The organism is Virgibacillus kimchii, from assembly GCF_055379185.1.
In genome coordinates this window covers 3,700,766-3,723,663 of sequence record NZ_AP043951.1, presented here as the reverse complement: position 1 = coordinate 3,723,663, position 22,898 = coordinate 3,700,766, and the positions used below count along the sequence as shown (strand labels likewise).

The following is a 22,898-nucleotide window of genomic DNA, read 5'->3' as shown; positions in this document are numbered from 1 at the left end:
GCAAATTAAAATTCACTCCAGTTAAATATATGCTTGGTTTTGTATTTCATGCCTATAAAATCATATCAACCTGATGCTTGTTACAATTTATGGGTATCTGGTATAACCTTTCAACCAATATATTCACTTTCATAAGCCTTCTGGAGGTTGCGACGTGTAAATACTTATTTGCATGCTTATCACTCGGGTTGAATGGTGTAAATCCATTCTTCGTTCATTCGTCAGGTGTATCTGGCAATGGACGGGACGGAACCCCTTTCATTTATTCACTCATCGGGCTTATCAGTCAACGAATTTTACGGAATTCCTTTCATTCGTTCACTCATCGGGCTTAGCTCTCAACGAATTTCACGGAATTCCTTTCATTCGTTTACTCATCGGGCTTAGCTCTCAACGAATTTCACGGAATTCCTTTCATTCGTTTACTCATCGGGCTTAGCTCTCAACGAATTACACAAAATCTCTTTCATTCGTTCACTCATCGGGCTCATCAGACAACGAATTTCACGGAATTCCTTTCATTCGTTCACTCATCGGGCTTAGCTCTCAACGAATTTCACGGAATCTCTTTCATTCGTTCACTCATCGGGCTCATCAGACAACGAATTTCACGGAATTCCTTTCATTCGTTCACTCATCGGGCTTAGCTCTCAACGAATTTCACGGAATTCCTTTCATTCATTTACTCATCGGGCTTAGCTCTCAACGAATCTTGCCCGGTAAGCCTGCATTGAAGCATTCAATAAATCGGTCTGGCTAGAATAACCGTCAAGATACTCTTCATATAAATTATTTATAGTACGTCCATTGGTTTTTTCCTACCGCATTAAAGTTATCTGCCAAAATCCTTCTTATTGGATGTTTCGTCTCTACCACCTTGCACCAATGATGAATGATTTTTGTAGTAATTTTTTTGTCCGGAAATAAAAACTGAAACTCCTTCACTGTTCTTAAAACAGCATCCGAAATGGACTCTTTTTGTCCACAAGCATGGCACATGCATTTTCTTTTAACAATAGTAACAGAAAACGAGTGACATTGTGAGCAGGTAATTCCTGTCTGTAACATATCATAATCGTAGTGTGGCAGCTTGCTGTATGGTGATTCAGTTTGGTGCAAAGCAACTAGTTGATCAGCAAGTTTTTTATGTGTTGCAGTTAATGTTGAAGAATTGCTGTCTAAATCTCTCATATATCTATGAATTTGGGTTGAAAAAATAAATGGCTTGTCCATCGGAGCCTGATATAAGGTAAACTCGGGATTGATAAAAATAACGGAAGCATCGATCTGAGGATTGTAGCCGAGACTGAGAAGTAACTGACGGAGCAAGGTCTCACTTCTGCTCAATTGATGCAGCGGATTAATAACTTCCCGCTTTGGCTTTTTAAATAGCTTGTCAGATTGGTAATAATAATCTCCTTCAAAATTTTTCACTTCATACAAATAAATCATTTCCTGCATCATAACTAGCGTATCAATTTGAATGGTGGTATTGCTGATGTCAAATAAAAGATCATTAAAAATTAAACAATGGCATTTCATCTTTTCTGTATATACATCAAACATTTTCTCTCCTTCATACCCTTTTTTCAAGCTGTAATAATATTGCTTTACCTTGCTGCTCAGTTCCATTCTCTTGCTCAATAATTCGAGGATTATTAACTCTTTGGGTTTGGTACGAGGTTTATAAAGCATGGTCCACATCCCTTTAAATAGTATTACTCCCCATTATATTTAAAAATTTTTATAAATCAAACAAATGAACCGGAAACGAACAGAGTCGTGGCAGAATAGTTTTATTCGAAATAATGTGGATTTCATTTCATGTATTTATTTTACTAAGACAATTTCCCATTGAAGCTGAACAATACAATATCCAAAAACAGAAAATAAAAAGCAGACCCCCTCTCCATTTATGAGTCTGCTTACATGTATTCATACTACTTCACTTCTTGATCTTGAACGGATTGAGCGACTTGAACCATTTCCTCCTGGGTTAATTGGTCACTTGCCAGACGGAAATCCATACCGCCGGAGCTCCATTCAATCATATTTTCAGAAATCGCACCAATGGAATGGCCCAGGTTCACTATATCCCCACTTACTTGCTGCGGAGAGGATAACGTTTCTTGAACATCCACCTGTTCCTGTATCAGCGTGAAGTTCTTTTCCCCGGTGTAAGATAATATAACCCGTTGCCCATTTTCCAGCTCTACTTCCTTTTGTTCTGTAAGTTCTGCGCCTGCCATATAGGACGGAAACACCACCGTGAATGGACTTTCTTCTGCAGCCTCCCCGGAAGCCGGTTCTTCATCGGAAGTGCTTGCCATATTTTTCTCCATCGTAAAATCATCTTCTTCAAAGGATGCACCTTTATCAAAGCTGGTGAAATTCACTTCCACTAAAGCGTTCCTGTCACTATCAAGTACCCTTACTGCAACGGGGGTGTATGATTTTTTGTCAAAGTGTATTTCCTGAAATGGCAGATTGTTATTGCTTTGATAATTGGTTTTTGTCCGGAAAATATAATGGGAATCAGTGGATTCAAACTCAGCCTCCGGATCCATCATGACATCATTTACAAGTGATTGGTATAAATACGGCTGGCTGCTGTTTTCCGGCCAGTCCGACTGAAACTTAAAATTCTTCTCCAAAGCTGGTGTTAAAACAAACACGCCATCTTCATTCTTCAAAATGATCTGGCTTTCCTCATCATCCTGCTCACTCGACAACCTAACCCGGTAAAATTCCGGCTGTTGATGCCATACATCAATGGAAAATGCCTGGTCTTCCTGACCGGTTTTCATGATCATTTCTGCTTCGGCTTTATACCCGTCCATTTTCTCCACAGACTCCTGAAGATTTTCCACTACATCTTCTTGAGACTGCTCGCCACAAGCAGACAAAAACAGTACGGTGCCTAAAACGAATACGCTCCAAAAAACAAAAATTCTTTTCATGGACATGTCTCCCTTGTCTTTAGAAAACTTGGCTTATCGCTCAAGGAGTTCTTGAAAGCGTATTTTGCTTTCTTAGAAGCCCTTATGCAGTGAAATGCAAGCTTGAACAACAAAAGCTTCAGTCCAACGAAAAATGAGTTTTTCGTCGGCATTGTGTCACTCCTGCAGCATTTCTTATGCACTTATGCAGGTAAGCAAGTTTTACGCTTTCTTGCCTGCCCGATAAAACAACAGGGAACGGCGTCAAACAGAAAAGAATGAATACGATACTGGTCTTGCTTTGTTCATGCATGAACAGCTTACTTGCCCGCATGAATGATCATTTTCCCCCTTTTTATAGCAGGCAGCTCTATATAATTTCACTGAAAGTCGACTTTACTGTTCTTTCTATACTCCGGCTTGTCCGGTACTGCTTCAGACCCCTCCAGGCACTGCAAAGCTGACCAATATCGTATATTCTTTCATGCTGACAATCCAACCTGTTCCCTTCTGCCTGCACTAAAATATATGAGACAACCATGGCAAATATGCATTTATATTGGATATTCGATCACGACTTGAGCCGCCGCATATTCTCTGCTGTGCGTAATGGAAATAAAAATGCGATCATCCTCATAACCTCGGGCTTGTACAGTGGGTGCGCCTTTTTCATCTGTTAACACTTCGATATGCTGGAAGCTCAATTTTCCTATACCGACACCCAGTGCTTTCGCAAAAGCTTCTTTGGCAGCAAATCTGCCGGCAGCGTATTCCACTTTTCTATGTTCATTTTGCAGGGAATCAAAAACTTCCCTTTCTTTTTCCGTTAAGATTCTTCTGACAAACCGATTACTTTGACGTATATTTCTCCTGACCCGGTCCAACTCAATGATATCCAAGCCGATGCCTCGTATCATGTTCCTTCGTCCTTTCCTGATCTATAATACAAATCGATATATTTTTGGAATTATATTTAGTAAGATGGTATTGGTCATACTCTACTACTATTATTACTAAACTATAATATATAAACGTTTTCGATTGAAATGTATGAAAATAAATTAATTTAGGGTGATACAATGTTTATCCGAACCGAAAGAAGTATAAAAGAGTTCCTGCAATTTTACCCTGTGGTCGGTACTATTATAATTATTAATCTGGCACTGTGGGGCATTACCCATCTCCTGCAATTCCCTTTTCTGTATCAGCTTGGAGCCGGGAGCAATTATTTGATCGCTCAGGGGGAATACTGGCGGTTAGTGACACCAATATTTCTCCATGCAGGATTCATGCATGTAGCGTTTAATTCCTTTGCCCTTGTTCTTTTTGGCCCTGCTTTGGAGCAGATGCTCGGCAGATTTAAATTCATTATGGCTTATCTGGCCACCGGTATTGCCGGAAATGTGGCAACCTTTGTATTAGGGCCTTCTGAAATATGGTATGTACATGTTGGTGCTTCCGGCAGTGTTTATGGGCTGATGGGGATATATATCTTCATGGTGGCTTTCCGCAAGCATCTTATTGATCAGGGCAGTTCACAAATAATAACAATTATTTTTATCATTGGTATCATTATGACATTCCTTCGTCCCGGCATAAACATTCATGCCCATCTCTTTGGTGCTTTAGCCGGTTTTGCAATAGCTCCAGTTATCTTGACAGGCGTACAGGCGTTTTCCCCATGGCGGTACCGCCGCCGTCACAAAGAGGATGACGGTTCAATCCAATTTGACCCGGACCGTTGGCGAAAAAAACGGTTTCCTGAAAAATTAAAGAAAAATATTATATGGATCATCCTCGGAATCCTTGTATTGCTCGGGTTAATGAACAGGATGTTTTAATGGTAAAAATTCAAGCAGCGGGGCCGTTTAACCCCGCTGCTTTTCATGTTCATGCCCATTTTGTTTGTCCCTGTAGGAATACCAATCGGACAGCTGATCCGTATCCGATACCTTCATTTCCTTTAACCTGTAATGTTTACCGGCCCCAAACCTTCCGATAATGGATAGCTCCATGGAAGCCAGGTCTTCCCGCCGGTGCAGCAAATGCTGCTTTTTCTCAAATGCCTGGATTCTCCGGTGATAAATCATCATCGTTATTTTGCTGAATACACGATATTTTACCATTAGCATGCCGCCGTTCCGGACAAAGCCGGCATCCCTATGCCTGAGCCAGCCTATGATAAAACTAAGGACAACCAGGATGATCGCTACCCAGCTGAATGAAGGAAAAAACCAAACAATGGCCACTCCCAGCAGTACAAACGGCAGCATCGATCGAAACAGGTAATACTTCAGTGATTTTTTTGGCAAGGATTCCCACTCACCGGGCTGCATCGCATAATCCGGAAGAATCTCCTGCAAAAAAGGGGCAATTTCCGTTTTCTTGATCAGGGGATACAGGACCGTGGAGAATTCCTCCCCTTTTTCCTGTGTACCGCCGGCTACCTCCGCAAAAATGGTGGCATAGCCGAGCGGCTGCCTGATCATGCTTTCCTGAATGCCGATTGCCTGAATACGATTCAATGGTATCGTAATCTGCTTTTTCTCCAATAACCCACGTGTAATGAACAACTCACTGCTTCTATTTGTAATGGTAAAATGTCCATACTTAATCATCGTTCCGGCAATTCCGATCAGCCAGAGTGCAATCAATAGGAAAATAATAAATACAGCGATCAGTACCAGGCTTAAACCGATAAGCCAATGGATGGCATTGGAATACACTTCTTCCGGAATAAATTGTTCTAATTCGGAAAACACCACAACAAAAAATGCGAGTATAATACCTATACTGCTTGATGTGGAACCAGCTAAAAATAACCGCCTGAAAGAGATGGTAAAACTCGGATCAACTTTCTCTTCCGAATCATCCTCCACTTCGTCCCCGGCAGGCACTTGCGTTTGCTTTTGCTTCAATTCATCCCGCAGCCGCTCCCCTTCCTCCAGGGGCACTGCACTGAGGGACCCTTCTGCATCAATATTGCTTCCGGCTGTTTCGATCTGCACTTTTACGAGCTTGAATATACGGTGAACGACCCCTGCTGTCAAATCGATCGACTGAATACGGTTTTTGGAAATATATCTTTTTCTGCGGATAAGTATGCCATATTCAATACGAAGCTCATTTTCTTCCACCCTGTATGTAAATCGGTACCACGCCAGTGTCTTAAATATTATCATTAACAGCACGATTAACAGCACGACCATGAAAAAATACAGAATGCCCTGCTCTCTAAGCGTAATAAAACCAAGGATAAAAAGAAAGACCATTTCCCTGAGTGATTTGGTCAGGCTAAAGAAAATTGCTGCAGGGTGCAATCGGCGGGCATCAGACATCATCTTCATCCACCCTTGCCAATGCTGAGATTCTGTCCCTTAAGTCCGAAGCATCCTCCTCCAGCAATGCCGGTATTTCATGGGTAGTTGCCGCGGTAGATACTGTAACTGTTGCCAGGGAATATTGTTTTAATATAGGCCCCTGCTTTGTATCCACATGCTGCACACGAATCATCGGCACCAACGTCCGGGAAACAATCAAAATTCCGTACTGTATATATATTTCCTGTTCAAATACTTCATAGCGCCATCTTCTCCACCGAAGTTTCGGCAGGATGAAAACAAATAATAATGCACTCAGCAAAGTTATAATTAAACCTGCCACCATAAACCAATATGTAAAATCATTAAAATAGGAAACTGTTGCAATAATGGCTGTAACAAGGAAAAGAAATCCGGTAAACAGGGCTCCCGTTATTTGCCAGACTTTAATGGCATCTTTGGCGATAGCATTTTTTGGGGGCTGTCTCATAATACTTCCCTCCTGTATATTTATTATATGGGATGGATGACGGATAAGTAAAATCAACCCTTTGCGTGCCACCCTTTTTTATCTTCTTAGTTAAAAAAAGCTCTTTGTAAAAAGAGCTTTTCCAATTACTTTATTTCAGTATATTGATTAAGACTATGAGCTTTTTCGAATAAGGTGAGAGCTTTATACTGCGTCCTCCACTGTTTTCATTTTTCTAAGCTCCGATCTCCGGTCATTGAATAGATTATTTCCCTTTTTTAGAAGGATACGTAACCATTTGGGCGCCGTGGCTCATTCTATTGGACTTCTTACTTGGACAATTCGTCCTTTAGGTCTCAGAGGAGCCGGCTATCTGACCTTTTAATGCGAATTTCCACCCTTCAGGGCACTGAGAAACACTCTATCGGACTTACCAACGCGAATTCCCATACTTCGGGGCACTGAGGAGCCGGCTATCTGACTTACCAACGCGAATTTCCACCCTTCAGGGCACTGAGAACTACTCTATCTGACCTTCCAACGCGAATTCCCATACTTCGGGGCACTGAGAAACACTCTATCTGACTTACCAACGCGAATTCCCATACTTCAGGGCACTGAGAAACACTCTATCGGACTTACCAACGCGAATTCCCATACTTCAGGGCACTGAGAAACACTCTATCTGACCTTCCAATGCGAATTTCCACCCTTCAGGGCACTGAGGAGCCGGCTATCTGACCTTCCAATGCGAATTTCCACCCTTCAGGGCACTGAGAAACACTCTATCTGACTTACCAATGCGAATTTCCATACTTCAGGGCACTGAGAACTACTCTATCTGACCTTCCAATGCGAATTTCCACCCTTCAGGGCACTGAGGAGCCGGCTATCTGACTTACCAAAGCGAATTTCCACCCTTCAGGGCACTGAGAACCACTCTATCTGACCTTCCAACGCGAATTTCCATACTTCGGGGCACTGAGAAACACTCTATCTGACTTACCAATGCGAATTTCCACCCTTCAGGGCACTGAGAAACACTCTATCTGACCTTCCAATGCGAATTCCCATTCTTCACTGCGCAGACGCGCAGAAAAAACCAAGCGTTCTAGCGTTTGTGGTAATTCCCTTTACGGTTTCTTCCGCCCTGATTTCTGCCGCCCTGACCACGGTTTCCCTGTCCCCGTTTTCCATAAAATCTCTTGTTATTGGAACGGCGATTATTGTCTTTGGAACGCTGTGCTTTTTTCACGCTGATCGGTGCAACGGAAGAAATTCTTACCGGTGTATCTCTTCTTTCTTTCGTCATCAATTTTAAGGCAGCTGCAATGACAGAAATGGAATCATGATCTTCAAGCAGATCATTCGCCGTTTGCTTGTATGATTCTAAATCTGATTCTTCAATGGTCTTCAGTATTTTATCGACCGTCACCTGCTGTTGTCCCTTGCGTGCATCATGAATGGTAGGCGGTACCAGCCGTTTCATTTTGCTCTTTGTTGTTTTTTCAATTAACTGCAGATGTGCTATTTCCCTGGGCGTAATAAAAGAGATTGCTTCTCCCGCACGTCCTGCTCTTCCGGTCCTGCCGATGCGGTGCACATAACTTTCCGGGTCCTGTGGTATATCAAAGTTATATACATGGGTCACACCGGAAATATCCAGGCCTCTTGCCGCCACATCGGTTGCCACCAGGACATCCACGCGGCCATTTTTAAATTTATTCAATACAGACATGCGTTTTCCCTGAGTCAGATCACCATGGATTCCTTCTGCCCGGTATCCCCTTGCCTGCAGGCCTTCCGTTATTTCATCCACCCGCTTCTTGGTTCTGCTGAAGACGATAGCCAGTTCCGGTGAATGGATATCCAAATGATTGTTTAATGTATCAAATTTAAATTTCTCCGGAATCTCTATGAAAAACTGATCAATATTCTCTACCGTCATTTCTTTCGCTTTTACTTTAATTTCCTTTGGGCTCTTCATCATATTAGTGGCAATATCACGAATTTCCTTAGGCATAGTTGCAGAGAATAACAATGTTTGTCTTTCCTCGGGAATTGCTTTCAAAATGTCGCGGATGTCATCGATGAAGCCCATGTTTAACATTTCATCCGCTTCATCCAATACAGTCGTTTCCACCATGTCTACCTTAATGGTTTTCCTGCGCATATGATCAAGCAATCTTCCCGGTGTAGCCACAACGATATGCGGTCCTTCTTTCAACGCCCGGATTTGCCGGTCCATATGCTGACCGCCGAATATGGCCAACGCCCGGACCCTTTTAAATTTACTTAGCCTGTTCAGTTCCTCCGCCACCTGAATAGCAAGCTCACGGGTCGGTGCCACTACCAGCCCTTGAATTTTTCTTTTTTTGGCATCGATTTTCTCGATCATCGGTATACCAAAAGCAGCTGTCTTTCCGGTACCCGTCTGGGCTTGTCCAATCACATCATGTCCCTGCATTCCATATGGGATTGTTTCTGATTGAATTGGTGTTGCTTCTTCAAACCCCATATTTTCCAATGCTTTCATAATCGGATTTGAAATATTTAGTTCGTTAAATGTTGTCACCTGATACTCTACTCCTTTTTGTTGCGAATTCATTTAATTATGGCGTTTTTATACACGGATAAAAACCATGGCGGCTCGCATAAGGCTGCCTTTCCCTTACGCTATACGTGGCTGCCTCCTCGAAAAAAACTTTATTGTAACATTGATCTTTGAAAATAATACCATCCCTGTATTTTAAATTTTCCTCACATGTGTTAATTACAAACCGTTTCCCGTCCATATTTATCCGTAAACCTATGGGCTTATCCATGAAGGCTCGATAAACGTATATATTGAAATTTTATCATTTCCAAATGGAAATGTGCATGATATTTATTTCAAATAGCTATCCATTATAAAAAGAACCCGTCATCTTATCTGTATCATCATATCACATTATCAAAGGTGATACTAACATGTTAAATGATTTTTATTCCCGAGCATGATAAACTATAACACACCATGAATATACAAGGAGGTTCCTGGATGCGACTCCCTCCATTTAATCCGCATGCAGCAGTGGTTATTGGGGTAATTACTGTATCTTCTTCCGCCATACTTGTAAGACTGGCTGAGGAAGCACCTGCAGCTATTATTGCAAATTACCGGCTATTATTTGCTGCATTACTTATGTTGCCAATTATCTTAATGAAATATCGTCATGAATTTAAAAAAATATCCAATAGAGACTGGATTTTATCTATATTTGCGGGCATCTTTTTAGCTGCTCATTTTATTCTCTGGTTTGAATCTTTAAATTATACATCTGTTGCCAGTTCGGTTGTACTTGTCAGTTTACAGCCGATATTTGCTTTTTTGGGTACATACCTGTTTTTCAAGGAACGGTTTTCTCCCGGCACCATTATAAGTATGCTTATTGCTTTATTCGGCAGTATTATCATCAGCTGGGGAGATTTTCAGATCAGCGGCATGGCATTTCTCGGTGATATACTTGCCCTGCTTGGGGCCGTAGCAATTACGGTATATTTTCTTATGGGGCAATCCGCCAGAAGAAACCTGTCTTTAATGACCTATACCTTTCTCGTCTACGGGGTCGCTTCCATCTCATTAATTTTATATAATATTGTACTGCAAAATGATTTTACCGGTTATCCCGCCGATCATTGGTGGTTATTTCTAGCATTGGCCATTTTTCCGACTTTTTTGGGTCACTCACTATTCAACTGGGCACTGAAATGGCTAAGTACTTCAACTATATCCATGGGAACCGTATTTGAACCCGTAGGAGCAACCATACTCGCATACATCATACTCGGGGAAATCGTCACATGGTCCCAACTGCTCGGCGGATCCATCATCTTATTCGGCTTGTTCCTTTTCATTATGAGCACCACAAGAAAGCCATCCGTCACCATTTCGAAAAAAAGCTGAATCAACAGTCCTGTTGATCCGCCTCTTCGGCAAAAGTAATACAGGTTCAATTCACGATACATTTTAGTATTTCCATGATAGCTGTCATCCACCGGAAATGAGAATGTATCCCCGGTTGCTTCATAACGATTACCATCCAGGAAAACGGGGAAATAGTATATAATAACTTTGATGTTACTGGTATACTAAACATAACAAACAGAAATAAGGTGATATTTTTGAACATACAATTAATGACGGACAGTGGAGCAGATATACCCGAGCAATGGAGTCAGGAAATGAATGTGCAGGTTGTTCCTCTATATTTGCATTTTAAAGATGGGGAATATAAAAGTGGAGTCGATCTGGATTTGCCTGCTTTTCACCGGAAAATAAAAGAAACAAATGAACTGCCCCAGTCTGCTGCACCGAGTCCGCATGACTTTTATGAAGCATACAAGAAAATTGATGCCCAAAAACCCATTATTATGCTCAGTATTTCAAAAGGGCTCAGCAGTACATTTGATAACGCCGTTGCCGGGAAAAATATGCTGTTGGAGGAAGAGCCTGATCGTGTCATCGAAGTGCTCAATACGAAAACCGCTTCCTGTGGTGTCGCACTACTGCTTCACGAGGCCAACAAAAAGATTGCTGCGAAAGAAACATTTGAAAATATTGTTTCCCATCTTTCCCGCAAAATAGAAAAGACAACGACGTTATTCGTATTAAAGACATTGGAGAAGTTAATCATGGGCGGACGCTTGGATAAAGTGAAAGGCACCATTGCCAAAACCTTGAACATCAAGTTATTAATGAGGAGGAGTGAAGAAGGCACCATTGAAGTAACTGAAAAAGTGCGCGGCGAAAAAAGATCTATCCGCCGTTTTGTTGAGCAAATCGGGGAGTACACGAAGAATGTGGAAGATAAAATGATTGTCATGACACATTGCAATGATGAAGAAAGAGCTGAATCAGTACTTGCTCAAATAAAGAAAAGGTATTCATTTAAGGGTTCCGCCATCACCGAAACCGGCCCATTAATTTCCACTTATGGCGGCAAAGGGGCATTGGTCATTGCTTTTTTTAAAGATTGAAATGCATAGGGCGGGACTGGGACAAAAGTCTGTTTACTAACTCAAAGAAGATGACTTAGCCCCATCCCCGTCCTTAAATGGCATTCACCGGTTTCTGCAGGAATTCAAGTACCATTGTGTTTAAGGTGTCTTTATCGTTGCCCAAACAAATAAGATGTTTGGACCTTTCAAAGAAAACCACTTCTTTTTCCTCGGATTTAATTTCCTTATCCAAATAATATGCAGTTTTATACGGTACCATTCCGTCCTGCTGTCCTTGTGCAATTAACACAGGTGTCTTTACTTTATTTAAGTACTTTCTCGTGAACCTTACCAATTTCATAAATTCTATATTGGCTTTAAAGGGGACATGCCCGGTTTTATTTTTATAATGCAGATACATTTTATTACTGTCAAGCTCTCCTTTAATGCCATCAGCTAATATCTCTCCCATATCCATGCCTATCTGCTTAAAAGATAAATATTTTCCTGCAGTTGCAAGCAATACCAGCTTCTCCACCTCATATTTCGCGGCTAAATAGGAAGCGATCATCCCTCCCATGGAAAAGCCGACCAAGTATATTTCATCACATTTTTGTGCCAATTTTTGGAGTTCTTCTTCAGCAGTATCAATCCAGTTTTCATGGGAAACATCCCTTAAATCCAGATGCTTTCCATGCCCAGGCAGTGTGGGCACTTCTATTTCCCAATTTGTATTTTGTTCCAAATGGTCTGCCAGCGGCGAAATTTCATAAGGGCTTCCGGTAAACCCGTGTATCATTAAACAACCTATCATTTTTACTCACCTCTATGCTCTCATCATACATTTACCCTTTCTGCAGAAAAATATGATTGATAATCTCTTATTCATCCTTCTTCTTTTGCCAAACATGGACTATTTTACCAAACACCGCAAAAAGCCGATGCGAATCAACGAGCATCAGCTTAATTAACACCTATCTGAACCCTTTCAAAAAAGTACCAAACTGTTTAAATATAGGAGAAACCTGGTGATACGTATTTGCCATTTGTCCTACCGTACCTAACATTTTGTCGATATCAACTTTCCCATCCTCTTTTTGGAAGTTACTCATAATACCACCGGCTGGTTTTATTGGTGGACGGGGAGGATGATTTCCCTGTATTTGTGTTTGCTGTTGGGAAAAGTTCTGCCAATTGGGCTGCTGCGGTTTGGCAAAGTATTCGTATGGCGTTTGCTGGACAGGCGGCCTATTAATTGGAGGATGGTCGTGCAATGGTTGTTGTGGAACCTGGTTCATTTCCTGATTAAAGTGATAATAAGGCTGCTCCGGGTGCGGAGGGTAATAAGAACGATGGATCATGCATACACACCTCTTTTGCACAGAATTATCTGTAATAATCTATGCACTTATTCATAAGATTGTGCTCCATCTAAAAGTACTGATTCCAATCCTGTTCCCCATCCTTCAACGCTTTTATAATTGTACTTTTCTGAAAACCGAGTATTGGATTCTTTTCATTACCAATAAATGTGGCAGGTGTTCCATAAACACCTTCATTTTGCAGATCTCTCATATAGCTTTTATTTTTAGTAACATTTTTTGTTTTATAATTAACATCCAGCTGATCCAACTCAGCGAGCAGCTGGTCACACTTTTTGCTGTCATCGCTGATATATACGACAACCTCTTTGTCAATCATGCTGTCTTCCTCCCTGCTGACAAAATGTGTTACGCTTATACATACCCTTTTTTGTATTGGCTAAACCACATTTTCATTAAAATTATTACAAAAAGTTTTCTTTTTTTACATTTTATTTACAGAAATAAATAAAGCAACTAAAAAAAGGAGAAACAAACTCTGTAACAGAGCTTGCTTCCCTAAGCAGTGCAGACATACCGACTTGCCTGCACATCAAGATAGACCAGAGACATCCCGTATCCCCATGATGATCATACCGCAGATTAAAACGATCTGCTATGATATTCGTCACACTTAGATAAATTTTTCATCCATCTGCATTTGTTTCCTGGCAAGCAGCAAGATCAGCGGGAATGTCAAAGTTAACATTGGATATACTCCACTAAAACCGACCAAAATAATACTAAGAATATGTATAGCTTCTTCCACCTGAAAAACTTTTGATTTTTTCGCCAGGATAACCATGGATTTATTTACTTTTAGAAAAAAACTATATAAAAACACACTGACCACAAGTAGTATATAAAGAAAAACCCAGTAATCTGCAACTACATACATTCCAATAACCGCAGGAATGAACAGGATAATACCCCCCGCAGCTGTCCATGTAAAGAAACTTCTTCGGAAGCCGATTAAATCCCATGGCATCGCCTGCAAAATATCAGCCTGAAAACGATCCATGAAAAAAATAGACATGACAGAACTATAAGCATATACCGCAATTGCTATACCAATCGGCAGCGCGATAGCATGAATAAATGGCAATACCACCAACATGATAAACAGTACTCCGATCAGTCGAAACAATAGCTCATAATTATTAAACAGATACACTTTCCACATTCGATGGTAGATTGCCTGATTCGTGCGGAAAGGAACTTTTCTTCCTGGGCTGTTTTGGAAAACACCAAATTTTTTCGGTCGTTTCATTTTAGTTTGGGAGGCATACCTGAGCACTTGCATGTTCCATAAATGGTAATCACTTACTTCTGTTACTCGAGACCAGTTAATTCGCTGGAATACCCTCGGCATGAGAAAAATATGGGAAAGGACAATGATTCCAGCCAACATCAGCCCGGTTACAGGGGATCCTATGGCCAGTCCAAGCATGTTTATGCCGATGACAATAAGCAGCAGTATGACTTTCACCCATAATTTTTGCTGAAACAGCTTCCATTGTGGTACAGACATGATTACTTCATATGCGATAAATATTGCCATCAATGAAAATACAATTTTAGCGGATATCGGTGTTACAACTGCCACAACTCCAAAAACTATACTATGGATTACTGTATATTTTACCAGCTTTTCCATGAGAGCGATCAGCCAGACTTTATTCCTGTTATACGGCAGGAGGCTTAATTGATATTCCGAACTGGAAAATCGGATACCCGGTTCACTGAAAGCTTTAAAAACATATAATGCAGGCAATGCCGTTAGTAAAATTCCAAATGCGGCCTCGGCCTGTGCTTCCAGCAAATTGAAATACGGCGTAAGCTCTTCTATAATATCCCCAAATATAAACAAGGCGGCAAATATGTAACCAAAAAATAGCATGAGATAAACAGCTGTCGTCTTATCAATAACCAGTTCCAATGCTGTTTTAATGAGCTTGCTTTTTTTACGGAAACGATTTTTACTTATAAACAGATACGCTTTCCAGACAGAAGTTTTTCGAATCATATTTCTGTTCTCCGCTGAATCGTATCAAACTCGCTGATGAATCCCTGACGCTGTATTTTACCATGTTGCAGCATAACAAACGTATCTGCAAGATCCCGAATTCTTTCCAGTTGATGTGTCGTTATCAATATACTTGTCCCTTTTTTGGCTTTCCCTCTAATAATTTCCTGCAGATAATCCATGGCATAAATATCCAGACCGATAAACGGCTCATCGATTAGTATAATCGGAGTGTCCGGAAGTAAGGCGCATATCGTTTGTACTTTTTGCCGCATTCCTTTCGATAATGCTTCCGGGTACTCATGTAATTTGTCTTTCAGTTCGAATCCGGAAATATATTGGTCAATACGTTCTGTTAAATCGTCTTTGGAGATTTCATAGCTCATGCCGTACAGCTGGAAGTGCTGCATTGCCGTCAGTTCTGTTAATAATAGCGGTTCTTCCGGCAGATAAGATATCATTCGTTTAAAAGTTAAAAAGGAACCATCCTGATCATAGGTTTCATTTACTGTAATTTTTCCCGAAACTTTTTCCAGCATACCGAGAATGGTTTTAAACAATGTCGATTTTCCTGCGCCATTATGTCCCACTAAAGCCATAATAGATCCAGCTTTTAAGTCAAAGCTGATATCCTCCAAAAGAGTAGTGTTTGAAATTGTTGTTGTAACGTTTTTTACTTCCAATGCTTTCATGCAGATCCCCCTTACCTGTTCACTAATTCAGATACGTTGATGACTGAGGAAAGGTTTCACCGGGTAAGAGAAATCCAACATCAAATCAGCACCACCGCATATGACGTGAACCTCTCAGGTATTCCATCGTGTATATTTTATGCAATGAAATACCTAAGCAGCTTTCTCGAATGCCTCTTTCATTTGTTTTCATGCAATGCCATACCTGAGTGGTTCTCTCAAAGACATAATCAGGTTCTGTTTTCATTTATTTTCGTATTCACTTCGCGCACTATACTGAAAATATAAACATCCAACTTCCTATACTTTATCTTGCCTTCCAACGCTGTAATACCCGAATGGGATATAATTCCTTTTTCATATTCCATTTTGTTGAGTCTGTATCTTTATAAATACGATGGTTTTCATAGGTTTCTTTCTTAAGTCGTGCCAACCGATCTTTGGTTATACTTTTGTAAATGTCTGTATGAAAATTCACGTTAACCTTCTCCTTTCATAATGCGGGAAGGCTTCTGGTTCACATATTTAAAAATAATTCTATTTATATTACACAAGTCAACTTAGTGATAAGAAAATACGGATGCTTTTCATTAACTTCTACCCGAACTTTTATGTCCATCTTATTGTCCTCACTTTGATTATTAGCTGCATTTTCATCCGCCCCTTTCTCACCATAATTATTTGCGACATATCTATTAATGCACGACGGAAGCTAGTCCAACAAGGGAAAGAATAAGTATAATTATTTTTTACTACAGAAATAAGTTGCCTTAAGTGAACAAATTAATCCCTGGATCTTCAACAAAAAGGGAAAAATATTGCCGCGTTTATGCGGCATTATTGTTTCTTAGTCCATAGAAGTTTATCATTATAGGAGAAATTTATTGTTCAGAGTCTTTAGGAGCTGTAAAGTTTTATCTGTAGGGGGGGTTATGTTTATATGCTTTGGGTACTTTTATCAAATGAAAAAATTGATGAATGTAAAAGAATGGGAAGTACATAGAAGGGGTGATCGGCAGGAGCTTTTTCAGCGAGTGGAGCAATATTCTGGGAAAATACGAATCAAGTGAAAGGGCAAATAAAGTCCTTAAGAAATATATATAAAGATGGAAGCAGAGAAAGGTCATTCTGTCACTTTCACTATACCGAGAAATAACTATGTATTTAACGGAAAAGCGTTTGAAGAAGCAAATGTATAAAAAGTTTTTCCTTAATCCGAAAACAAGTAAAATATAGTACAAACCACCATATTTTTTTGTTGTTGACATATAATTCATATAAAATGGCATACAAGCGTGCATCGTATTATGAAAAAAGGAGTTTTTATAATAATGAAACTTGTTGGCGTATCCGGAGCACTGGCAGGTGAAAAAACCTCCCTTGCTGTTAATGATGTTTTAGTCGCTGCGCAGCTCTTCGATTCTTCCATACAGACAGAGTTGATTGATTTGAGGGATTATGACGTTGAATTTGCCATTGGTGCTCCATTGGTTGATTATAATGACGATACATGGGAGGTCGTAAGCAAAATTTCCTCGGCTGATTTGCTGGTTTTTGGCACGCCAATTTATCAGGCGTCCATTTCAGGTGCGTTAAAAAATCTGTTGGATCATCTGCCTGAAAATGTTTTTAAGTTTAAAGTGACCGGTATCGTGGCAACCGGATGGTCCGAAAAACATTTTCTTGTACCGGAATATCAGTTGAAGCCAGTCCTTTCTTACTTTAAAGGACTCATACCAACAGGGAACGTCTATATACAGAATGATGCATTTAATGAAGAAAGTGAGGAAATAATAGATCGCAATGTTTCAGATAGAATCCAAAAACTGGCCGAAGAAATGATTTATCTGCAGAAAGGAATTAATAACAGAGAATGAATGAATGTAAATTCAGGCATCCAATAGCGCAGTGAGCATGTTTGTTTTGTTCACTGCGCTTTTCACTAAGAATTTTGTTCAGCATCATTATTTACGCCACGCAATTGATAAACGATTTTTCGTATGCTGTCCACAGATAAGTTATACATCGATTCCAGGTCTTCCAGACTCTTACCTTCCTTATATAGTTCATATATCGTTTCATTGCGTTTTTTAATGACTTGGCGGGATCCGTTCACTTCTCCCCAGCCAGCCCGCTTATTTTTAGCTTTTGGAATATAAACCAGTTCGCCCTGGATATATTTCTGCATTTCTTTCAGCAAACTAGGGGGAAGCACCTCTTTTCCATTTTTGTACTGCACTGTTCTTTTCCTCCTCTTCCAAATATAGGCAGGTTAATATTGAGTAACGTTTTAACTTATTCATCACACCTCGTCTCCTTTCCTTTTCATTTTTATTTCTGATTAAATGGCTATACACCAGGAGGTTTCCCGGATATATATATAAAAGTATAATCAATATATCTGATATTTGAAATGCTAATGTTCCGAATTAAACTAATTTAAAATAGGACCGCAGTTAACGGCCCTATTTTTTTCCATTCCCGCTTAAGCGGAAATCACCTCAATTTTTGTGATCATCATAATCAGCCTCCTTTCCCAATGTCTATCGGCCCGATACCCTAATTAACTCATAGTCTACGAAGGCAAACAAGGGAAAGTTTGGTTATAATTATATTTTTCTTATATTTATTTCTGAAAAAAGTGCCACCTCAGATTTAGGTGACACCTCTTAATCATCTATATCAATGGAAATAACTAGTATTTCTCCGGTAAATGCGTCAATTTCAATTTCTGCTTCATGATCTCCTCTTTCAATTTCTATTTCATAAATCAGGCGGCCATCTTCTTCATCCAATTCCAAAGAAGTTACTATTCCATCGAATTCATTTAATGCAATATTACGGGCTTCTTCCGTATCAATGGTCGACCTTTCTCCTGATGGTGTTTCATCCTCTTTTTCCTGTTCATCTTCCTTTTCTGGTTCTTGCTGTTCTTGTGCATCTTCCTGTTCACTGTTTGAACGATTCTGGTCTGAAGAAGCATCATTTGTTCCGTCTTTTTCCCGCGGCTCCGGCAGTTCTTCCTCCTGCATGTCGAGCACTTCTCCATTATTTCCGTCGATCCTCAGGGTGTAGCCATTTCCGTCATATTCCAATTTGACTTCATATACAGCAGTCTGCGCACCTGATTCCAGGATAATTTCCGTAATTTCACCCGGGTACTGGGATTTCACAATATCCCGGACCTCTTCTTGAGACAAATCAGGTTCACCATGGACGGCATCGGACTGATAAATCCCTATACCCAGTACCGCTGCACCTATAACGATTGCCGCAATCATGCTTATTTTTTTCTTCACAGCGCTCCTCCTTGCTCACTTTTTAAGATCCGGACATATTTTTTCTAAATCACCGTATAAAAGTGATGATGCTTAGTCATCTATCTCCATTTCCAAAATTTTACCGGTGCGTGCATCCATTTCCATTTCAGCTTCTTTTCCTTTATTTTTTATTTCCAATTCATATATCAAACGCCCATCATCTTTATCCAGCTCTATTTCTTTTATCATTCCCGGGAACTCCGTTAAGGCAATTTCTTTTACCTCGGACATACTTAATATATCATTAAATTTGTGATTGGTACTGGTTGCTTTACCTCGGCCTTTCATTTCCAGTTCCATTTTCAAGATTTCTCCGGTATAAGCATCCATATCCAATTCCGCTTCTTCCCGGTTTTCATTTTTTATTTCCAGTTCATATATCAAACGGCCGTCATCTTTATCCAATTCCAACTCTTTGATTACGCCGGAGAATTCCTTTAACGCCAGTTCTTCCACTTGTTCAACCGATAAGATATCTTTACTGTCAGCGGATTGCTTATGAGTTGTATTTGCTGTTTCTGTACGATCTTCATTCCGTTCTTCGATTTCCACCGTATCGTGCTCATCATTTGTTTCTTTTGGTATAGACACCATTTCCTTTTCCCTTATTTCCAGCACTTCTCCGGTGTCTCCGTCAAGTTCCATATCATATTCCTTGCTTTCTCCGGCAACCTCCACTTCATAGATCATCCTGTCCAATCCTTTTTCCAATTCCAGCTCGGTTATTTCACCGGGATATTGGGCACTTACGAGATCAAGTATATCTTCCTCCGATAATTTCGGGTCCACCTGTGATGCGTCCGATTGATATATTCCTAAACTAAGAACGAGCGCACCTGCCAATACTGCTGCAGTCATTCCAATTTTCTTATTCATTCCAATCTCCTCCTTGTTTTTTTTCTATTTATATCATAACCTCAGAGAATGAAAGGATCCTGTGAGTAAAATTAGAATTTGATGAGAAAACCGTTAATCCTTCTTGAGCATTGGCAATGTCAGCGTAAAAGTCGATCCTTTTCCTTCTTCACTGTGGACCACCAGTTTTCCGTTATGCAAGGAGGCAATCGCCTTGGCAATGGCAAGGCCGAGCCCGGTGCCTCCGGTCTCACGGCTTCTTGCTTTGTCCAACCGATAAAAACGGTCAAAGATCCGCTGCTGATCCGCTTTCGGTATACCCGGGCCAAAATCCGTTACAATAAACTGCATTGATCCATTATGGGAAGTTAATGATACTTCCACCTGATCCTCGCTGTACTTTAATGCATTATCAATTAAAATATAGATAATCTGTTCCAATTGATCCGGATTGCCATTCACCGTAATAGCCCTTTCCGGTTTTTGAAATTGAATATCCCTATCGTAGGCACCCTGAAAAATTTTTATTGTTTCTTCGCCTAAAAAAGTCATATCCACCTGCTTTGTCACTGCTTCATTTTTATTTTTCGCCAAAGCAAGCAGTTGTTCCACCAACTTTTGCATACGGTCCGCTTCTGAATCAATCGCTTCCACGGATTCCTCAAATAATTCCGGGTTTTCCCGACCTCTGCGCTTCAATAGCTGTGCATAGCTTTTTACGATGGAGATCGGTGTTTTCAATTCATGGGATGCATCAGAAACGAAAACCTCTTGCTTTTCAAAATTCTCCCTTAAGCGATCAATCATCTCGTTAAAGGTTTTTTCCATCTCGTACAATTCATCTTTGGATCTGCTCCCCACTTCAATTTTTTTCCACTTCGCCTGCTTTGTATTTTCTTTCATTGTATTAATCAGGTCTGTTATTGGGTTTAATAAGAACCTGCTTAATACATTTCCGGCCAACACGGTCGGGATGAGTATAATAACTGAAGCGATGGCGAGGACATAAAACAGGGTAGTCATCGTATTGTCAAGCTCAAGCAGATGATTGGAAACTTCTAAAGTGACCACATCTCCATTACCCCAGATAATCGGTTTTGTTACAACAGCAACATTGGAGCCATCTTCCGGCGAAACAATACGATGGCTCTCTGCAGAATTGAATTCTCCGGCAAGGTTGGTATAGGCATTTTCCCTATAATGCCATTCCAACGGTTGCCCCTCCTGTGGAAATACCCTTGCCATGCCGTTGGTCGGCAAATATGCTACAATCAATTCCCGGGTAACTTCCGGATTATTTGCCAATTCTTCCGCCATGGTATCTGTCTGTGATTTCAGTTGCTCCAGTTCACTTTCCGCACTGATTTGGTAAAAAAGATAATAAATAGAGGCATTAACAAGTAAAATCAAAATAAGCATAAACAAGCTGGAAAACAATTGAATTTTTGTGCGCAATTTCATTTTTTCTGATCCTTTATTGTATACCCAACACCGCGAACTGTTTGAATATATGCTACACCATAGTCTTTATCAATTTTCTGCCGCAAATAACGGATGTAAACATCGACGACATTCGTGTCACCGAAATAGTCAAAGCCCCACACTGCTTCAATCAGCTGCTCTCGTGAAAGCACGATGTTTTTATTTTTCAACAGGTAGACAAGCAGATCAAATTCTCTTGGTGTCAATTCAATCTGATCACCGGCATGCGTTACTTCATGGGCATGTAAATCCACTTTCAAATCCCCGGCAGAAAGGACTTCTCCATTAGCCTGTTTCACTTTTGGCGTTCGCAAATGCACCCTGATTCTTGCAAGCAGCTCTTCAATTTGAAACGGCTTGGTGATATAATCATTTGCCCCAAGATCCAGTCCACTTACTTTGTCATGCACTTCATCCCTTGCTGTCAGAAGCAGAATAGGCGTGGTATCGTCCGTTCTTCTTATTCTGCGCAACACCTCGAGTCCACTTAACTCCGGAATCATAATATCGAGCAAAACAAGGTCCCACTCTTTTTCTTCCAAAAGCCGGAGCGCATCCTTGCCATTTTCGGCAATCTCCGTTTGATAATTTTCATATTCCAGTTCCAGCTGCAGCACCCTGCTTAATTTCTTTTCATCTTCAACGATTAAAATGGTAGGCTCCGTCAATATTACCACCTGCTTTATTATGTCACTTTACTTTATTATAGCATGGGACAAAGAGACAATCTTTTACAATGGGATGAGTATTTAGCGAAGTCCCAGATTCTTTGTTCCATGTTTTTAATATTATTTCAGCTGACAGCACCCTATACGCTTTTTTTAATTTTTGCATACACACATGTATCTCTTAATTCATTTCCGCCAATTTGGATGGAGTCATTCTGAAGTGTGCCTTCCAGCGTATATTGGAGCCGCTCTGGAATCGCCCTGGACTTTTTATTCTTGGCATCACAGCGTATTTCCAGCCGACTAGCATGCAATGTTTGAAAAGCAAAATTCGTCAGTCCTTCTACAGCTTCTGTTATATATCCTTTTCCCGTCTGCCTCGAGTCAATCCAGTACCCTATCTCAAATTTGGGAACCTCCCAATCTATCGCGTGCAGTCCGGTACAGCCGATAAATGTCTTTGTTTCCCGGTGAAAAATGTGCAAGCGCAAATCCGTTCGTTTTAAAAATGCCGCATGCGCTTCCCGCACATTTGCTTCCGTATCTTCCAGCGATTCATCGTGCTGTGCAAATGCCAGCCACTGTTTTAATTCATTTCTGCTCGCCTGTTTGGCCTCATGTACCGCTTCTCCATCACCGGGGAGCGGTAGGCGTATCCACAGCCTTTCTGTATAAAACTCATTTGGAAAATCTTTTAAGATAGCTTTTTTCATGATACAGCACCTTCTTCTTCCCCTTTAATTATGTAACCATTATACTTAGAAATATGATAAATGAGAAGATTAT

At 40.5% G+C, this 22,898-nt stretch carries 22 protein-coding genes; 4 read left to right on the top strand and 18 right to left on the bottom strand.

All coding sequences use genetic code 11. The features are described from left to right. Nucleotides 1–789: 789 nt before the first annotated feature. From ACZ42C_RS18110 to acpS, 3 genes are all read right to left on the bottom strand, one after another. On the bottom strand, nt 790–1,695 hold the full coding sequence (locus ACZ42C_RS18110) for a nuclease-related domain-containing protein (protein WP_461180528.1): 906 nt from the start codon (nt 1,693–1,695) through the stop codon (nt 790–792). A gap of 245 nt (nt 1,696–1,940) precedes the next feature. Continuing rightward, the gene (locus ACZ42C_RS18105) at nt 1,941–2,960 is read right to left on the bottom strand and encodes a LolA family protein (RefSeq protein WP_461180527.1); all 1,020 of its coding nucleotides are present in this window, start codon (nt 2,958–2,960) and stop codon (nt 1,941–1,943) included. Between the two features lie 533 nt (nt 2,961–3,493). Continuing rightward, nucleotides 3,494–3,856 carry a holo-ACP synthase gene (gene acpS, locus ACZ42C_RS18100; protein ID WP_461180526.1) on the bottom strand — a complete coding sequence of 121 codons (363 nt, stop codon included), beginning with the start codon at nt 3,854–3,856 and terminating at the stop codon, nt 3,494–3,496. A gap of 162 nt (nt 3,857–4,018) precedes the next feature. On the opposite strand from acpS, the gene ACZ42C_RS18095 reads away from it, so the two are divergent. After that, a complete protein-coding gene (locus ACZ42C_RS18095) occupies nt 4,019–4,780 on the top strand; it encodes a rhomboid family intramembrane serine protease (RefSeq protein ID WP_461180525.1) in 762 nt (253 codons plus the stop codon). 27 nt (nt 4,781–4,807) lie between these two features. Here the strand turns inward: ACZ42C_RS18095 and ACZ42C_RS18090 are convergent, their stop codons facing one another. The 3 genes from ACZ42C_RS18090 to ACZ42C_RS18080 all read right to left on the bottom strand — a co-directional run bounded on the left by ACZ42C_RS18090 (nt 4,808) and on the right by ACZ42C_RS18080 (nt 9,303). Beyond that, nucleotides 4,808–6,280, bottom strand: coding sequence for a PH domain-containing protein (locus ACZ42C_RS18090; RefSeq protein WP_464891301.1), 1,473 nt, complete (start codon nt 6,278–6,280; stop codon nt 4,808–4,810). Further along, a complete protein-coding gene (locus ACZ42C_RS18085) occupies nt 6,270–6,749 on the bottom strand; it encodes a PH domain-containing protein (RefSeq protein ID WP_461180523.1) in 480 nt (159 codons plus the stop codon). Before ACZ42C_RS18085 ends, ACZ42C_RS18090 begins: the two co-directional genes overlap by 11 nt. A 1,090-nt stretch (nt 6,750–7,839) precedes the next feature. Continuing rightward, nucleotides 7,840–9,303 carry a degradosome RNA helicase CshA gene (locus ACZ42C_RS18080; protein ID WP_461180522.1) on the bottom strand — a complete coding sequence of 488 codons (1,464 nt, stop codon included), beginning with the start codon at nt 9,301–9,303 and terminating at the stop codon, nt 7,840–7,842. A 465-nt stretch (nt 9,304–9,768) separates the two neighbouring features. Here ACZ42C_RS18080 and ACZ42C_RS18075 point away from each other — a divergent pair, with 465 nt between their 5' ends. Together ACZ42C_RS18075 and ACZ42C_RS18070 are read left to right on the top strand one after the other, a co-directional pair. Then, complete coding sequence (locus ACZ42C_RS18075; RefSeq protein ID WP_461180521.1) at nt 9,769–10,674, top strand: DMT family transporter; 906 nt, start codon at nt 9,769–9,771, stop codon at nt 10,672–10,674. Nucleotides 10,675–10,892: 218 nt separating this feature from the next. Next, on the top strand, nt 10,893–11,747 hold the full coding sequence (locus ACZ42C_RS18070; RefSeq protein ID WP_461180520.1) for a DegV family protein: 855 nt from the start codon (nt 10,893–10,895) through the stop codon (nt 11,745–11,747). A 73-nt stretch (nt 11,748–11,820) separates the two neighbouring features. Here ACZ42C_RS18070 and ACZ42C_RS18065 read toward each other — a convergent pair whose 3' ends face one another. From ACZ42C_RS18065 to ACZ42C_RS18040, 6 genes are all read right to left on the bottom strand, one after another. Beyond that, a complete protein-coding gene (locus ACZ42C_RS18065; RefSeq protein ID WP_461180519.1) occupies nt 11,821–12,522 on the bottom strand; it encodes an alpha/beta hydrolase in 702 nt (233 codons plus the stop codon). A gap of 160 nt (nt 12,523–12,682) precedes the next feature. Continuing rightward, nucleotides 12,683–13,069 (bottom strand): YppG family protein, encoded by a 387-nt coding sequence (locus ACZ42C_RS18060; protein WP_461180518.1) that lies wholly within the window; start codon nt 13,067–13,069, stop codon nt 12,683–12,685. Nucleotides 13,070–13,139: 70 nt separating this feature from the next. Continuing rightward, nucleotides 13,140–13,409 carry a glutaredoxin family protein gene (locus tag ACZ42C_RS18055; protein WP_461180517.1) on the bottom strand — a complete coding sequence of 90 codons (270 nt, stop codon included), beginning with the start codon at nt 13,407–13,409 and terminating at the stop codon, nt 13,140–13,142. Between the two features lie 294 nt (nt 13,410–13,703). After that, entirely contained in the window at nt 13,704–15,095 is a 1,392-nt protein-coding gene (locus tag ACZ42C_RS18050; protein WP_461180516.1) for a hypothetical protein, read from the bottom strand. Beyond that, the gene (locus ACZ42C_RS18045; RefSeq protein WP_461180515.1) at nt 15,092–15,787 is read right to left on the bottom strand and encodes an ABC transporter ATP-binding protein; all 696 of its coding nucleotides are present in this window, start codon (nt 15,785–15,787) and stop codon (nt 15,092–15,094) included. Before ACZ42C_RS18045 ends, ACZ42C_RS18050 begins: the two co-directional genes overlap by 4 nt. A 307-nt stretch (nt 15,788–16,094) precedes the next feature. Then, on the bottom strand, nt 16,095–16,265 hold the full coding sequence (locus ACZ42C_RS18040) for a hypothetical protein (protein WP_461180514.1): 171 nt from the start codon (nt 16,263–16,265) through the stop codon (nt 16,095–16,097). 853 nt (nt 16,266–17,118) lie between these two features. Between ACZ42C_RS18040 and ACZ42C_RS18035 the strand changes: the two genes are divergently transcribed. Further along, nucleotides 17,119–17,664: an NADPH-dependent FMN reductase gene (locus ACZ42C_RS18035; protein WP_461180513.1), complete on the top strand. Its 546-nt coding sequence runs from the start codon at nt 17,119–17,121 to the stop codon at nt 17,662–17,664. Between the two features lie 65 nt (nt 17,665–17,729). Here the strand turns inward: ACZ42C_RS18035 and ACZ42C_RS18030 are convergent, their stop codons facing one another. From ACZ42C_RS18030 to ACZ42C_RS18005, 6 genes are all read right to left on the bottom strand, one after another. Further along, nucleotides 17,730–18,026 (bottom strand): CD3324 family protein, encoded by a 297-nt coding sequence (locus tag ACZ42C_RS18030; protein WP_461180512.1) that lies wholly within the window; start codon nt 18,024–18,026, stop codon nt 17,730–17,732. Nucleotides 18,027–18,456: 430 nt separating this feature from the next. Then, nucleotides 18,457–19,086, bottom strand: coding sequence for a PepSY domain-containing protein (locus ACZ42C_RS18025; RefSeq protein WP_461180511.1), 630 nt, complete (start codon nt 19,084–19,086; stop codon nt 18,457–18,459). Between the two features lie 72 nt (nt 19,087–19,158). Then, nucleotides 19,159–19,983, bottom strand: coding sequence for a PepSY domain-containing protein (locus ACZ42C_RS18020; RefSeq protein WP_461180510.1), 825 nt, complete (start codon nt 19,981–19,983; stop codon nt 19,159–19,161). A 93-nt stretch (nt 19,984–20,076) separates the two neighbouring features. Continuing rightward, nucleotides 20,077–21,423, bottom strand: a complete 1,347-nt coding sequence (locus tag ACZ42C_RS18015; RefSeq protein WP_461180509.1) for a HAMP domain-containing sensor histidine kinase — start codon at nt 21,421–21,423, stop codon at nt 20,077–20,079. Further along, nucleotides 21,420–22,112 carry a response regulator transcription factor gene (locus tag ACZ42C_RS18010; protein ID WP_461180508.1) on the bottom strand — a complete coding sequence of 231 codons (693 nt, stop codon included), beginning with the start codon at nt 22,110–22,112 and terminating at the stop codon, nt 21,420–21,422. The genes ACZ42C_RS18015 and ACZ42C_RS18010 overlap by 4 nt, the downstream gene beginning before the upstream one ends. A gap of 140 nt (nt 22,113–22,252) precedes the next feature. Continuing rightward, nucleotides 22,253–22,825 carry a GNAT family N-acetyltransferase gene (locus ACZ42C_RS18005; RefSeq protein WP_461180507.1) on the bottom strand — a complete coding sequence of 191 codons (573 nt, stop codon included), beginning with the start codon at nt 22,823–22,825 and terminating at the stop codon, nt 22,253–22,255. Between the last annotated feature and the right edge of the window lie 73 nt (nt 22,826–22,898).

Bases quoted from the DNA above. Each gene is read 5' to 3' on its own strand.
- ACZ42C_RS18105 (WP_461180527.1), bottom strand. From the start codon at position 2,960: ATGAAAAGAATTTTTGTTTTTTGGAGCGTATTCGTTTTAGGCACCGTA.
- ACZ42C_RS18035 (WP_461180513.1), top strand. From the start codon at position 17,119: ATGAAACTTGTTGGCGTATCCGGAGCACTGGCAGGTGAAAAAACCTCC.
- ACZ42C_RS18110 (WP_461180528.1), bottom strand. From the start codon at position 1,695: ATGCTTTATAAACCTCGTACCAAACCCAAAGAGTTAATAATCCTCGAA.
- ACZ42C_RS18050 (WP_461180516.1), bottom strand. From the start codon at position 15,095: ATGATTCGAAAAACTTCTGTCTGGAAAGCGTATCTGTTTATAAGTAAA.
- ACZ42C_RS18045 (WP_461180515.1), bottom strand. From the start codon at position 15,787: ATGAAAGCATTGGAAGTAAAAAACGTTACAACAACAATTTCAAACACT.
- ACZ42C_RS18090 (WP_464891301.1), bottom strand. From the start codon at position 6,280: ATGATGTCTGATGCCCGCCGATTGCACCCTGCAGCAATTTTCTTTAGC.
- ACZ42C_RS18005 (WP_461180507.1), bottom strand. From the start codon at position 22,825: ATGAAAAAAGCTATCTTAAAAGATTTTCCAAATGAGTTTTATACAGAA.
- ACZ42C_RS18055 (WP_461180517.1), bottom strand. From the start codon at position 13,409: ATGATTGACAAAGAGGTTGTCGTATATATCAGCGATGACAGCAAAAAG.
- ACZ42C_RS18020 (WP_461180510.1), bottom strand. From the start codon at position 19,983: ATGAATAAGAAAATTGGAATGACTGCAGCAGTATTGGCAGGTGCGCTC.
- ACZ42C_RS18095 (WP_461180525.1), top strand. From the start codon at position 4,019: ATGTTTATCCGAACCGAAAGAAGTATAAAAGAGTTCCTGCAATTTTAC.
- ACZ42C_RS18065 (WP_461180519.1), bottom strand. From the start codon at position 12,522: ATGATAGGTTGTTTAATGATACACGGGTTTACCGGAAGCCCTTATGAA.
- acpS (WP_461180526.1), bottom strand. From the start codon at position 3,856: ATGATACGAGGCATCGGCTTGGATATCATTGAGTTGGACCGGGTCAGG.
- ACZ42C_RS18015 (WP_461180509.1), bottom strand. From the start codon at position 21,423: ATGAAATTGCGCACAAAAATTCAATTGTTTTCCAGCTTGTTTATGCTT.
- ACZ42C_RS18075 (WP_461180521.1), top strand. From the start codon at position 9,769: ATGCGACTCCCTCCATTTAATCCGCATGCAGCAGTGGTTATTGGGGTA.
- ACZ42C_RS18060 (WP_461180518.1), bottom strand. From the start codon at position 13,069: ATGATCCATCGTTCTTATTACCCTCCGCACCCGGAGCAGCCTTATTAT.
- ACZ42C_RS18085 (WP_461180523.1), bottom strand. From the start codon at position 6,749: ATGAGACAGCCCCCAAAAAATGCTATCGCCAAAGATGCCATTAAAGTC.